The organism is Acinetobacter sp. ESBL14 (genome assembly GCF_036668815.1).
GTDB lineage: Bacteria > Pseudomonadota > Gammaproteobacteria > Pseudomonadales > Moraxellaceae > Acinetobacter > Acinetobacter gyllenbergii.
In genome coordinates this window covers 91370-105610 of record NZ_JAZEVS010000002.1, presented here as the reverse complement: position 1 = coordinate 105610, position 14241 = coordinate 91370, and the positions used below count along the sequence as shown (strand labels likewise).

Here is a 14241-nt window from a genome sequence, read left to right as displayed (position 1 = left end):
GACTTCCTTATTGGATCGCTGCCGATAAAAATTCGAGAATTAAAGGTAATTTTTCTTCAAAATCATCCATTGCATGATTACCATTAGCGTCGGTTAAAATCAATGATGATGGATGAACTGCACTATAATAACGTTGAGCTTGCTGATAATCCAAGACTTCATCGCCTTGTTGCAATAGCACCAGAATTTTATCAGCATGCGCCAGTTTCGTGTCATCAATCGATTGTAATTGCTGCAATTGATCGGCATCAAGTGTCCATGATGCAGTGACTTTGAGCGGGATTTGCTCAATCCCGAATAAATCTTCGAATAACTGCCATGGTTGCATAGCTGGATTAATCAGTACAGCAGGATAACCATATTTTGCGACAAGGTATGTCGCATAAAAGCCGCCCAGACTGCTTCCAACTAAAACCACTTTATCGTTTGGTAAATTTTCGATAAGCTGTGACAGCTGTTGCAGCACTCGATTGGGTGATTGATTTAAATCAGGTAAATGCACCTGTATCGTCTCGTACTGTGCACAATATTGTTGCAGTTGTTGCCCTTTTATCGACATCGGACTACTGCGAAAACCATGTAGATAGATAATTTGCATACGCACCAAAATAGGCAATGGCTTGACATAAAGTGAAATAAATCACATTATTTTGATTAATTGTTAATCAAATAACAATATAAATTACATTTAAGCTCGATATTGTCTGACACAAAAAACGATACTGTACTCCGTTCATCAGTATTCTAAAAAAATTACGTATGAAAGACATAAGATGTAAGAGTTTGTTGTAGTTTATCTAAATAATATTCAGAAAAATCACTTCAAACCTTCGGTATATATCAAGGATGGGGAAATTAATATGCCAAGTTTAACGCCTCTGCATGAAACCTATTGTAAGTGGGATCGTACCCCCCCAAGTCAGGCAGATGTTTTGGAGGGTTTGGCACAGCTGGTCAGTACCAGTCTCAGTGGCGTACACGAACTGATTCAAGTGGTACAAACCGAAGTGTTAAGGACAACGCTCGGTTTAAGTGCACAAAAAGCCAAACAATTACAAAAACACCCACAACTGCAAAAATTTTATCAGTTCTCTTATGTGGCACTGCAAAAATATGGCAGTCATTTTCTAGCGCCTAATTTACGTCGCATTATTGAAAAATTTCCAGTCTTGCATGACAAGCCCTTAACCCCAACCCTGCATTTTTTAGTAGGTGCACTGAATGGAATTTTTGGTGATTTCTTTTTAAAGCAACACAATCCAATGGCTTTGCCGATGGTGCTTTATGATCACTATGGTTCTTTACAGCAAGGCGAGTTAACTGGACGTGTGGTGATTCTTGCACATGGTTTGTGTATGAACCATTTGACTTGGTCTAATCATCGTTATGGCGGGATTGGTGAACGCTTACTTGCACAACGTGATAACAACACCATGTTGTATCTCAACTACAATACTGGACGTCGAATTTCCGCCAATGGCCGTAGTTTTGCCAATACCCTAGAGGATTTGGTGCAGCGTAATCCACGTATCACCAGTATTGACCTGATTGGCCACAGTATGGGCGGCTTGGTTTCACGTAGTGCCCTGTTTTATGGCAAACAGAATCTGTATCAATGGGTGCATATGGTCGAGAATTTGGTCTGTATCGGTTCGCCTCACCATGGTGCAGTGCTCGAACGCTTTGGTTTTGTCTTGCAGGACAAACTCGGTGGCTTCCCGTTTATCAACTTGCTTGGTCAGTTGGTAAATGTGCGTAGTAACGGCATACTCGATCTGCGCTATGGCAGTGTTCGTGATGATGACTGGGAACACAATGACGCCCGCATTGGCTTTGCCGATGACAATCGTAAACCCGCTCCGCTACCATCCCATATCAATACTTTCTTGATTGCAGGAACATTAGAGTTTGAGAAGTTACGGAATAAAGCGCTGTCTGTGATTGGGGATTATCTGGTCAGTGTGAAAAGTGCTTTGGGTGAACACCAAAATCCACGTTTCCAACTGAAATTACCTGATACGCATAAAGCGGTTTTCTATGGACTGAATCACTTTGAAATTCAATATCACTCCAGTGTCGCAGAGCAAATTACGCGTTGGTTATATCCTGATGCGGGTGAAAAAGTTGAGGCAGGTGTGCAAACCCATATGATCAATGTCCCTCAGAACTATACCTTTGATGATTTAGAAGGCATTGTTGAGACCTAAACCATAAAAGCTCAGTTAGATTTTAGCTGAGCTTTTTCGGTCAAAAGCTGTAATAGGCTCAATCTGGTTAGGATTAGCTTTACTTTACAAATTCACCTTGGTCATTTAATTTTAGTTTTAGATCTTTTCCATCTTCTTTATATAAAATTTCATACTTCTGATTAATAAAAATATTTTTTGATGCATCTAAGGTAATGCTTTTAACCAAGCCAAACTTGTTCACTGTTGTCAGATTTATTTCTGGATTTCCAGCTTCACTTGAAGAAGGAGATGCAATTAATAAAATACCCGTGCTTGTTTCAGGGAAAACAACGGAATCTCCATAGCTTGGGTTGATAAAGTTATAAACGTTAATCAGACGACTGCTATCAATCAAATTGATTGAGCCACAGTTCATTCTTTGTGCCGATAAAATACAGTTAAGATGTGCATTTGAGTTATAAGGAAGTGAAGTGATCAGGAAACCATCATCATTTTTTAACTTTTTTGGAATTGAAGAGACTTTTTTTGTTTGGCTTTGATCGAAAATTTCATGTTTTATTTCTGGAGCATTTCTACAGGAACAAGCCAAGAGACTTAGGCTGACCAAGCCTAGAATGTAGGTATATTTTCTGTAGGATGAAGTCATAATAAATTCCTTTAAAATTAACCACAACGACCATAATATTCACTGAATTTAATCTTTTTCTTGGTTAAGCAATTTACCTGCTTCGGTATGTAATCATCAGGTGTTTCAGCTTTAGGGTAAATTAAATAGTTATAATAATTTATTCATCATACACATTTCAAAAAATTGACTTTAAAAAAATACGATAGATACATAGTTTCATCCTTACAATTTCTATTGCCCCACTAGATGCCCTAAATCAACTCCTGCACTGTTGCTCCAGATATCGAACAAACTGCACTCTAATTTTAACAAGAATGAAGAAGGTCTTTATGACATTCTTTATCATTTTATATTTATAAATTATATTTTCTTAAAATAAACTTTACTTTCATCTGAACATTCATTATAAAAAATTCCAGAAAATTGTTTTTTTACCATTTCATTTTTCATATAAGCCTTACAATCTAAAAGTATCGTACCATCCTTTTTTTTCGTAAATTTAATTTCTTGTTTTTGATAGTATGGATTTTTGTCATAATTATCATTCAAAAAATAAATACCTTTCTTATGGTTTCTGGATTGTACTTGGTTTGAATTATCACCCATTAATAAAAAATCGACTCCTCCCATAGTCAAAAACACTTTATTTATACCTAAAATTAAACTCTCATCATTCTCAGACAAAATATGAGAATTTGCCCACCCCATTAAAACATCTTCATTATAAATATTTTTATAATAGAGAACATACCCATCCTTATTCTTTTTTAAATAAAATTCATCATTCGGAGGATCAAAACTTTCAAAAAAAAATTGATCCTTATTACTTCTCGCCTTATTAAATTGACATTTACCAGTTATATTACAAATTTTGAATGAATAAAAATTATCATTAAAATTCATAAATGAATTCAAAGATGCTGAAGATTTAACCACTTTAACATTTTCTTCTATTTTATTAATTTCCTTAGAAAAAACACAATTAGATACTAATAGACCAATAAAAAACATCATTACTGTTTTCAAAAAATTCATTTCAAATTTCCTATCATTCTAAATCAATCACTTTTAATTTATTTTAGAAAACACCCCAGCTCAGCTAGGATGCATCGACTCAACATTAAGTTATTCTTACTTTAAACTTCTCTTCAATAGCTTTCCATTTTCATCTTTATACTTAATCACTCCTAAGCTATCAATTGAGTAATAATCACCTATTTTTTCAACTTTCAAATTTGGCTTAATTTTTATCAAATAAAATTCTGATTTAGCCTCTTCATCTGTATCTACATACTTTTCAGCTATAGAGTAAACTATATCATTACCCTTAGATATAAATCTAAAATTATCGACATTAAGATCTTTTATTCTACTGTCTGACAAAAAACTCACTTCAACTGGGAGTTCTTTTAAAATTTTCGTTGATTGATAAGAATAATCTTTTATATCAATTATCTTCCTGCATTCTTTTTCAGATTTATTTTCTCTACATTCTGAATAAAAATTTGATGATATAGGATATTTAATTACTCTAACATTTCCCTCTGTTTTATTAATTTCCTTAGAAAAACCATAAATTGACACCACTAAACCAATAGAAAACATCATTACTTTTTTCAAAAAACTCATTTCAAATTCCCTATTAATGATTTTAAAATTTATTAAAAAATATAAACAAAACACCCCAAAACTATTAAGTTATACCAATACAAAATAAAATTACTCTTGTTTTAAATTTCTCTTTAATAATTTTCCATTTTTATCCTTATAACTTATTACTCCTGAGCTATCAATTGAGTAATAATCACCCATTTTCTCTACATTTAGTATAGGTTTTATTTTTATTAAATAAAATTCAGAGCTGGACTCTTCCTCTGTATCTATATATTTTTCAGCAATAGAGTAGAAGCTGTCTTTAAATTCTGGTAGAAATCTAAATGTATCTGCATTTAATGAATTTACTCTTGAGTCATTTAACAAGTCTACTAAGCTTGGTGATATTTTTTGTAATTCAGATAAGGCATATGCACGATTATTAGTCTTTTCAAGTTGTTCACATTTTTTAATTGAATTTTTCTCAGCACATTTAGAAAAATAATCCGAAGAAATTGGAAGCTTTATTTTATTTACCAAAAATTTAGAACTAAGATTTTCCTGTTTTTGCACCTGCCTCCCCAAATCAACTCTGGATTTAAAATCAAAACTCCCATTATTATATATATAGCAAGTTCTCACAGCGGCATATGAGTTTCGATACTGATTAAAATTTCCATTTAGGCAAAATAAATTTTTATCCGATGAAAATTCTATAGGTTTAATATTTGACACCACACTCAATGATGCTGGAAATGTATAAACTTTTTTACTTTCCAAATCTATGACTGCCAAATATAAATCATTTCTTTCTTTAAAATTTATTAAAAATTTATTTTTATCAAAATTTGATTTTTTACTTTTTAAAATATTACTATAGTTTCTTAATCTCTCACTGGTACAAAAATCAACCTCATCATAATCAATCGAACAGCCTTTCACATCAATTTCACTAATATCCTTTGCTGCAAATGTGTTAGTTGAATACCCTAGAATTGATAAAATTACAAATATATTTAAGCTAATAGAAGTTTTTTTCATTATTACTATGTCCACTACAGTTCATTTTGACTCATCAATTCAAGGCTTAGTTATTAAAACCATTATTTTTTAAAGATTAAATAGAATCACCTAAAAATTTATAACTATACAAGAATAAAGTTATCGTTTCATATAATTTACCTTGTCAACCACACAAATTAAATTGGTATAATGAAACATAGAATCAGCTGAATACAGACCTTTACACGTTATTTGTGCGGGCTTGTGATATTCAATATTATATTTCACATCTAAATAATTCAACTGAATTTCTTTTATCTTTTTATAATCTTCACCCTCTTCTTTCAAATAAAAATCTTTAGCAGTTGCCAATAAAACAACATCATAGGAATGTGCTTTATTTTCTTCATCTATGATTTTTTTATTTAGTATATGACCTGTTAAGATTATAAAATTATCACTCGCATATGTCTGTGATAAAAATATGATGTTCGCTACTATGGCAAAAAACAAAGCGTTTATTTTTAGGTTAATCATCACAGCACTCTACTTTTACTAATTTACCGCCCTCATCCCACTCTATCCAATTTAACACCCTTTTTATAAGTACTATCATAGATAAAAATTTGAGAAATGGGTCACATCGTTTTTTAAGGTCAGCTTTATAGGGTTAATGCACCATCGATGCCCATAGCTGGCCTCAGTCACAATGCCCGTGGTGCGAAACAGCTGCTCTGAATCGGTGACCTGATCAACCGTAACCTGAACCCCAATAAACTGTTTGAGGGGAATCTGGGCATTGGCCGACAGGCAGATGAGTTCATCAGCGTCCAAACCCACATTGAGTTGATGCTGACCTTGTATGCGTTGTAAAAAACTTGATTATTCAGCAGTTTATTAGAAAATTGTACGTGGATGGCACGTTTCTGTGCATTTAGCCCTATTTTTTCTAATACATTAAATATATTAAAAAGCATTTTTTATAATCGGATTGTGCTGGGATTTGGCTGAACTTTACAAAAAACAGAACGATCTGTCCATAAAAATAGTCTTTAAACAACAAAATGGCACATCGGGTTTAGTTATTCCCAATAACTAAACCCGAAACATGCATTCATATTTCGGGTTTTAAAATCATTTATAACAATGGTTTACTTATTTTTGTGTAACGCTATAGTTTCTAAATAGCTGCCATAAGCAGATCAATAAAATCAAACTAAAATAGACCAGAGACCAAACGGGTAGCGATTGACCGAGGAAGGTCCAATCTATCGCGGCGCATTCACCTGAACCCGAAAGTACTTCTTGCAGTACGGTTTTCATTGGCAAGGCATCCACCAGATAGTTTAAGCCGGGTCCACAGCTCGGGACCTGATCTGGCGGTAAACTTTGCAACCAAACATGACGCGCCGCAACACCAACCGACCAACCAATCGATAAAGTGGCCAAGAAGGCATAAAAACGTTTAAATCCGCTTGAAACTGGATTATGAATAAATGCCACAAGCGCAATTATACCCATTCCAATTAAGCCAAGGCGTTGGAAAATACAGAGTGGACAAGGATCCAAACCTTGCACATGTTCTAAATACAACGCAAATGAGATACCAATGATGCTGGTCAGTACCAAAACAGCGCTGACTAGGCGGTAATTCCAACGCATGGGAAATCCTCTAAAATATTAGCGATATTGTGCAAGATATTGTTCAAAACTCATGTCGTTATCTTGTTCAAGTTGCGCCTGTTTTTGCAACGATGTTTGCGCCAATTGTTCAAAATAGTGTTTGCGTTCTTCACTGAGTGGATGCTGGTCATAATGATCAACATGTTGCTGTGCCATGACACTCCCAAAATTCCATGTACCGCCATGCTGCAAGGTGTCTGCAATCACGTGCGCCGAAGGGGTATTTTCGACATGGTCTAGGCGTTGCTGCATCACTTGGATCGCATCTTGATACAGCTGGGTGCCATCCATTTGATCTAGTAGCTTGGCACAGGCTTGAATCGCATTTAAATGGCTTTGCGCCCACTCTTTTAACGAGATCGAACGATCTCCCTCTTCGATCTTGGCATCTGCTGCACGACCACGATTCACCACTTCCGTTTGGTTACGATCAATCTGTTCTTGTTCTTCAGCAAATAGATCTGGACTATCTTTGAGTAAGCAGTACAAAGCTAAACTTTCAAGGAAGCCTGCCGAAATTTCATCAATCCCAATCGCGCTATACGGATTCACATCCACTGCACGTAATTCGACATAGCCGACACCACGATTTTTTAAGGCTTGTGAAGGCGTTTCACCCGCTTGTGGTACCTGTTTAGGGCGCACCAGACTGTAGTATTCATTTTCAATCTGTAATACATGATCATTGATCTGAATCGGCTCACCCTGCTCATCGTTGAGGCCCAGTGCCGTAAACTCTGGATAGGGGGTATGCACGGCTTTTTGTAAGCCATCCAGATAATCATGCAAGTCGTTATAATGAATGCCAAGCTCTTTTTGTGCTGAGTTTTGATAGCCCAAACGCCCCATTCGTAAAGCGGTTGCTTCAGGTAAATAGAGCGTACCCTTCACTAAGGGTTGTAAATGGTGCTGACGACCGGTCAGGAAGCAACGACACACTGATGGACTTGCGCCCAACATATACATCACCAAAGGAATCAGACGAATAAAATTACGGATCAAACCAAAATAACGATGGCTACGATAATCTTGCAGACTGAGCTGTTTTAATTGTGGGTTGCTTTCATGCTGCTGCAAAACCGCAAACAGTTGTTCTGGAAAGGATAAATTATAGTGTACCCCTGAAATGGTCTGCATACGGCGACCATAACGCACCCCTAAACCGCGGCGATACAGGGTTTTAAAGCGGCCAATATTGGAACTGCCATATTGCGCCAGTTTAATATTTTCTTCGTTATCATCCAGCATGCAAGGCATCGACAAAGGCCAAAGTTTTTCACCCTCTTCGAGCTGCTGGTGCACCACACTATGGATATCACTTAACTCAGTTAAGGCTGCCGCAATGGTACTTTGTGGCGTGGTGATAAACTCCATCAACGCTTCTGAATAATCAGTGGTGATATGTGGATGTGTCAGTGCCGAACCTAACGCAATGGGGTGATTTTGTTGTGATAAAAATCCATTGCTTTGCATGCGTAGGCTTTCACGCTCAATCCCACGTAACATCCCCTTTAATAGCGAGGCATCTACCCAAGTTGGTATCACAGAGGAAGTAAGGCTGGGTTGATTCATATTCTATGCTCGCTTATTCAAGATCAGCCGACCACATACATGGTAACGACGTCGTCGATGCTACAGACATGTTCAACATGCCAATCCCTTCGACTCAGCCAATTATAACGACAATTACAATCTAGTCATCTGATTTAGTTTGGCAATTTTTATCACAATCTTGTTACATAAGACACGCAAAAATTGTGATTTTATTGAAAAATAAATCTTCCAATGGATACTCGACCATGCAAGCGCAAGACATTCTTAATTTTTGGTTTGACCCCGAGCATCGTTCACTTTGGTTTGCCAAAAGTGATGATTTTGATGCAAAAATTCGTACGTCCTTTGCAGAGATTCATCATCAGGCCGCTCAAGCGGAGCTGTGGTCTTGGCGTCAAACGCCTGAAGGCCGTTTGGCTGAGATTATTGTCCTCGATCAGTTCTCACGAAATTTATATCGAGATCAGGCACAGGCCTTTGCCTACGACAGCTTGGCACTGACCCTGTCTCAAGAAGCAATTAGCTTGCAGCTGGATGCACAACTCAGTCCTGAGCAACGTTCCTTTCTTTATATGCCGTTTATGCATAGCGAATCCAAGCTCATACATGAATTTGCCCTAAAATTGTTTCAACGCTTAGGCAATGAAATTAATTTAAACTTTGAGAAAAAGCATAAAGTGATCATTGATCGTTTTGGACGTTATCCGCATCGCAATGCAATTTTAGGGCGTAGCTCAAGCCCTGAAGAACTGGAATTTTTAACTCAACCGAATAGTAGTTTTTAAGTCGATCTCCCCCGACACTGTACATAGGAATGGCATATGAAAAGCTTATTAATATGCACCCCGCTCCTTGTCGCACTGACATTTGCAGGATGTGCAACGGTTCCCTCCAAACCCAGAACCTTTGATCAACTGGGTCAATTCACCGCTTATCCGTTAAATAACAAAACTTACCGCGTTGGTTTCCAAGCGGATAATAATTTGAGTTATGGTACGGCTGAGGAAATTACCTTGCTCAAAGCAGCGCAAACCACGGTCAAAAATGGTTTCCGTTATTTTAGTGTGGTGGATGATCCAAGTAATGCCCGTCATAAAACACCGCGCCAAGCCGTGATTTATCCGACACCGTCCTATTACCCTTATGGTTATTATCGTCGCCATCCTGCCTTTTGGCCGGATCCCTTCTACGATACCCCACAAGTGGTCAATATTGATCCGATTCAAGTGTCGTATACTATCGAGTGCTTTAAGACACAGCAGCAATCACCAGATGCCTTTGATGCACAGCTGATTTTGCAATCCTTGGGGCCTAAATATGGCTTGAGTCCAACAGGAGAGGTGTTGCAGCCCCCTGCACCACCTCAAAACAAGAAATGAAATTAAAAGGGTGACTCAATGAGTTCAGTCGAAGAAATCCACGTCCCAAGCTTACAACGAAGTAAATACTTCGCCACCATGGCCCTGATTATTGCAGTGGTGTCATGGGTCGCTTTAATGGTCGCGGCGCATTTTCTGCCTGAATATAAATGGCTCATCCATATTTTCATGCTTGGTGCAGAAGCCGGTGTGGTCGGTGGCTTAGCCGATTGGTATGCAGTGACGGTGTTATTCCGTAATCCTTTCGGCAGAATGCCCTTACCCAAACTGTTGCGAGATCATACCGAGATTATCCCGCGCAATAAGGCCCGTATTGCCGAGTCAATGGGGCGCTTTGTACAGGAAAATTTCCTTTCTCCACAGATCGTCGAACGTAGCCTACAAAATGCCGATATCAGTTTGGCTGTGGGTCAATGGCTGGCTAATCCAAAGAACAACCAGCACGTGGTGCAAATGATTCAGCACACGGTGCCGAGAATCTTTGAGTTTGTCAGCCAAGATCAAATTGCACATTTTGTTCAAAATAATAGTGTGCAATGGGTCAGAAGTACCAAGGTCAATAAATTGGCCAGTGAAATGCTGCGTGCCGTACTGGAAAATGATTTTCATCAAGATGTGTTGCAGCGCGGTCTCGATCTGGCGCATGAATGGATGGTGTCTCATCCTGAAGAAGCACGTGATTTATCACGTAAATTATTCCAAGAATTAGGCGTTTGGAAGTTAGCCAAAGGTGCAAGCTGGATCGGTATTGATGTACAGCAACGCACCATTGACTCACTCATTGAAAAAGTTGAATCGATGCTGGCCAATCCTGATCATCCTTGGCGTCAAGATATTGAAGCCACCACGCATAACTTGATGCTGGAACTGGCAGAACCCGACAGTGAAGCCAGCCAACGTTTAAATCGTGGTAAAGATGCCCTGCTTGATAGTCCACAAGTATTGAACTTTATCAGTGGTGCTGTGGCGATTTTATGTGATGCGATTAAAACTGATTTAATGCAGCAAGATTCAGGCATTGCCACCAATTTACAAGCCGCTATTCAACAGTTGGGAGAGAGCCTGATTCAAAATGAAAAAGTGCGTCAGGTACTGAATGAAAAGATGATCGGCTTGGCCACCAATTTCAGTGAGCAATATAGCGACAAGATCATTCGTTACATCAGTGAGCGTATACATGAATGGGATTCTCGTGAAATGATCGCCAAAATTGAAAGTGAAGTTGGCGGTGATTTGCATATGATCCGCGTCAATGGTGTGATTGTCGGTGCCTTTATTGGTTTAGCACTCGGCGTGATTCGTGCCATTGTTGAAAATGTTTTGTAAATAAATCAAATCCTAAAATCCTCTAGCTAAATTTAAATCAGGATTAGCTATCGTGACGGCGGCATGGATGCCGCCCGTAGTGCTGCGGCCTCAAGGATGGGCCGTCAGCACTACAAAGGATTTTTGTTACTTTTCATCCTTGAAAAGTAAAACATGCCTATGCAAATTACATATAATTTCTCACAGCATACGAGGCTGTGCAGAGTCATCGTAAAAAAGAAATTAGAGATTAAAAAGGACATCCGATGTTGCAACTTCAGTCAAAACTCCCAAGCCAAGGCGTTACCATCTTTAGTGTCATGACTGAACTCGCACAACGACTCAATGCCCTGAACCTGTCCCAAGGCTTCCCCGATTTCCCTGCGCCACCAGCTCTGCTCGAAGCACTGAGCCAAGCAACACTTTCAGGCTATAACCAATATCCTGCGGGTGACGGGGTACTGGCCTTAAGACAACATCTGGCGACACAATTCTTAGCACGTGATCAGTTGCAACTTGATCCAGTCACTGAAATCACCATCACCCCAGGTGCAACCATTGCGATTTTCTGTGCCATTCAAGCCTGTATCCATGCAGGTGATGAAGTGATTATTTTCGACCCAAGCTATGACAGCTATGCCCCTGCGGTTCAGTTGGCAGGTGGAAAATCAATACATATCCATTTAGATGCACCCAGCTTTCAGGTGAATTGGCAAAAGGTCAAAGACAGTATTAATGCCAACACCCGTATGATCATTGTCAACACCCCACATAATCCAACAGGGGCAATCTGGTCCGAACAGGATTGGCGACAGTTAATTGAGCTGATTCAAGATAAAAATATCGTGGTGCTCTCCGATGAAGTCTATGAACATCTGATTTTTGATGGGCAAAAACACCATAGCGCTCTGCAATTCCCTGAATTACGTGAACGCAGTTTTGTGATTGGTTCTTTCGGCAAAACTTACCATGTCACAGGCTGGAAAACTGGCTATTGTGTTGCTGCGCCACAACTTATGCGTCTGTTTCGCCAGATTTATCAATTTGCCAATTTCTGTGGCACCACCCCATGCCAGATTGCACTGGCCAACTACATGCAGCAGCATCCTGAACATATTCAGGAGCTACCTGACTTTTATCAGGCAAAACGTGATTTATTCAATGTCCAAATTCAAGATTCACGTTTCGACTTCATCCCATCTCAAGGCACCTATTTCCAAAATCTGGATTACAGCAACATTCGCCCTGATCTTAATGATATCGAAATGTGCCAATTCCTTGCGGAGCAACATAAAATTGTGGCCATTCCAATTTCGGTATTTTATCAGCAGGCACCTGAATCATTACGCTTGATTCGCTTCTGCTTTGCCAAAACCGATCAAACACTGCAACGCGCAGGTGAAATCCTCGTACAATGTTGATCAACAAAAAGAAACTGAACCCTCATCTTCAACACAATTGATCATGTTATGTTGACAAAAATACCATCGTTTCAGGATGAAGCGTGAAGGAAATTGAATGACACCACGCCAACCCTTGGTGATGCAACCGAACCTCTGGAAAACCTTTTTTGTGTTTCTGGTGCCGCTGATTGCCACCAATATTTTACAAAACCTATCAGGAACCATTAATACCATCTTTGTCGGTCAAATGATGGGCGTGAATGCGATTGCTGCAGTCTCGGTATTCTTCCCGATCCTGTTCTTTTTACTGGCCTTTGTGATTGGAATTTCTGCAGGCTCCACGGTGCTGATTGGGCAGGCATGGGGTGCGCAGAATCTAGAAAAAGTTCGTGCCGTGATTGGCTCCACGGTCTATATGACCTTGATTGGCGGTAGCATTATTGCGGTTTTAGGTCTGATCTTCGCCAAACATATTTTGGAGTTACTGGGTACCGATCCCAAAGTGATGCACCTGTCCTTGCCTTATGTGCAATGGATGTTGGTGGGCAGCCCCTTACTGTTCGTCTATATTATTTATACCTCGATCTTGCGGGGTGTCGGTGATAGTGTGACGCCACTGATTGCCCTGAGCCTGACCAGCTTGATTGGTTTGGGGGTGACCCCCGTTTTACTGAAAGGTTATTTTGGTTTCCCTGCTTTGGGGATTGTTGCCCCTGCGATTGCCACCATTATCGGTTATGCCGCTGTGCTAATTTTCTTAGCAATTTATCTGAACTATAAAAATCATCCGCTGAAAATTGATGGTCTATTGCTGCAACATATTCGTCATGATGCAGAGCTGAGTAAATTAATTTTAAAACTCGGCATACCGACTGGGATTCAGATGGTCACCACCTCCTTAGCGGGTCTGGTGATTATTGGCTTGATTAACCATTATGGTGCACATGCCACCGCAGCTTATGGCGCAGTCAATCAGGTACTGAACTACATCCAATTTCCGGCCTTGTCGATTTCAATTGCCGCTTCGATTTTTGCCGCACAAGCAATTGGTGCAGGTAAGCCTGATTTATTGGCCAAGGTCACCCGTACCGCTTTAGGCATGAATTTCTTATTCACGGGTAGTTTGATTGCCTTGGCTTATTTGTTCTCAAAATACTTGATGGCGCTGTTTATTACCGATCACAGTGTGATTGAGCTGGGTCAACAACTGCTATTCATTGTGCTGTGGTCAATTTTATTCTTCGGTGCCAGTGCCATTTTTGCCTCAATCATGCGGGCCAGTGGTGCAGTCAACATTCCGATGATGATTAATATTTTGACCATTGTTCTGATCGAAGTCCCGTGTGCCTATTGGTTTAGCTCACTTTGGGGCTTAACCGGGATTTGGATTGCTTACGCGCTGTCTTTTGTCTGCCTATGCCTGTTCCAAGCGTTCTATTATCAATTCTTTTGGAAAAAGACCAAGATTAAAGTACTGATCTAAAGCATCTTTCTTACTGATATAA

The 14241-nt window shown here is 39.2% G+C and carries 14 protein-coding genes and 1 pseudogene; 6 read left to right on the top strand and 9 right to left on the bottom strand.

All coding sequences use genetic code 11. The features are described 5' to 3' along the window. Positions 1-7: 7 nt before the first annotated feature. Positions 8-598, bottom strand: a complete 591-nt coding sequence (locus V6E90_RS08695; RefSeq protein WP_332605124.1) for a YqiA/YcfP family alpha/beta fold hydrolase — start codon at positions 596-598, stop codon at positions 8-10. A gap of 262 nt (positions 599-860) precedes the next feature. Here V6E90_RS08695 and V6E90_RS08690 point away from each other — a divergent pair, with 262 nt between their 5' ends. Next, positions 861-2207 (top strand): PGAP1-like alpha/beta domain-containing protein, encoded by a 1347-nt coding sequence (locus tag V6E90_RS08690; protein WP_016542280.1) that lies wholly within the window; start codon positions 861-863, stop codon positions 2205-2207. 79 nt (positions 2208-2286) lie between these two features. Here the strand turns inward: V6E90_RS08690 and V6E90_RS08685 are convergent, their stop codons facing one another. From V6E90_RS08685 to gshA, 8 genes and pseudogenes are all read right to left on the bottom strand, one after another. Then, positions 2287-2835, bottom strand: coding sequence for a hypothetical protein (locus V6E90_RS08685; protein WP_016542279.1), 549 nt, complete (start codon positions 2833-2835; stop codon positions 2287-2289). Positions 2836-3177: 342 nt separating this feature from the next. Then, positions 3178-3852 carry a hypothetical protein gene (locus V6E90_RS08680; protein ID WP_332605123.1) on the bottom strand — a complete coding sequence of 225 codons (675 nt, stop codon included), beginning with the start codon at positions 3850-3852 and terminating at the stop codon, positions 3178-3180. A 96-nt stretch (positions 3853-3948) separates the two neighbouring features. Beyond that, positions 3949-4446 (bottom strand): hypothetical protein, encoded by a 498-nt coding sequence (locus V6E90_RS08675; protein WP_332605122.1) that lies wholly within the window; start codon positions 4444-4446, stop codon positions 3949-3951. Between the two features lie 90 nt (positions 4447-4536). Further along, a complete protein-coding gene (locus V6E90_RS08670) occupies positions 4537-5451 on the bottom strand; it encodes a hypothetical protein (RefSeq protein ID WP_332605121.1) in 915 nt (304 codons plus the stop codon). Positions 5452-5571: 120 nt separating this feature from the next. Next, complete coding sequence (locus tag V6E90_RS08665) at positions 5572-5949, bottom strand: hypothetical protein (protein WP_332605120.1); 378 nt, start codon at positions 5947-5949, stop codon at positions 5572-5574. A 96-nt stretch (positions 5950-6045) separates the two neighbouring features. Continuing rightward, positions 6046-6389 (bottom strand): annotated as a pseudogene (locus V6E90_RS08660) (type VI secretion system Vgr family protein); the annotation flags it as partial. Positions 6390-6567: 178 nt separating this feature from the next. Further along, entirely contained in the window at positions 6568-7074 is a 507-nt protein-coding gene (locus V6E90_RS08655) for a disulfide bond formation protein B (protein WP_332605119.1), read from the bottom strand. 18 nt (positions 7075-7092) lie between these two features. After that, positions 7093-8667: a glutamate--cysteine ligase gene (gshA, locus tag V6E90_RS08650; RefSeq protein WP_332605118.1), complete on the bottom strand. Its 1575-nt coding sequence runs from the start codon at positions 8665-8667 to the stop codon at positions 7093-7095. A gap of 227 nt (positions 8668-8894) precedes the next feature. On the opposite strand from gshA, the gene V6E90_RS08645 reads away from it, so the two are divergent. The 5 genes from V6E90_RS08645 (at position 8895) to V6E90_RS08625 (ending at position 14219) form a co-directional block, all read left to right on the top strand. Continuing rightward, a complete protein-coding gene (locus V6E90_RS08645; RefSeq protein WP_332605117.1) occupies positions 8895-9434 on the top strand; it encodes a DUF924 family protein in 540 nt (179 codons plus the stop codon). Between the two features lie 36 nt (positions 9435-9470). After that, positions 9471-10028, top strand: coding sequence for a CC0125/CC1285 family lipoprotein (locus V6E90_RS08640; protein ID WP_069577647.1), 558 nt, complete (start codon positions 9471-9473; stop codon positions 10026-10028). 18 nt (positions 10029-10046) lie between these two features. Further along, positions 10047-11354, top strand: coding sequence for a DUF445 domain-containing protein (locus V6E90_RS08635; RefSeq protein ID WP_016542267.1), 1308 nt, complete (start codon positions 10047-10049; stop codon positions 11352-11354). A 245-nt stretch (positions 11355-11599) separates the two neighbouring features. After that, positions 11600-12754: a pyridoxal phosphate-dependent aminotransferase gene (locus tag V6E90_RS08630; RefSeq protein WP_332605116.1), complete on the top strand. Its 1155-nt coding sequence runs from the start codon at positions 11600-11602 to the stop codon at positions 12752-12754. Between the two features lie 97 nt (positions 12755-12851). Beyond that, on the top strand, positions 12852-14219 hold the full coding sequence (locus tag V6E90_RS08625; RefSeq protein ID WP_016542265.1) for an MATE family efflux transporter: 1368 nt from the start codon (positions 12852-12854) through the stop codon (positions 14217-14219). Positions 14220-14241: the final 22 nt, after the last annotated feature.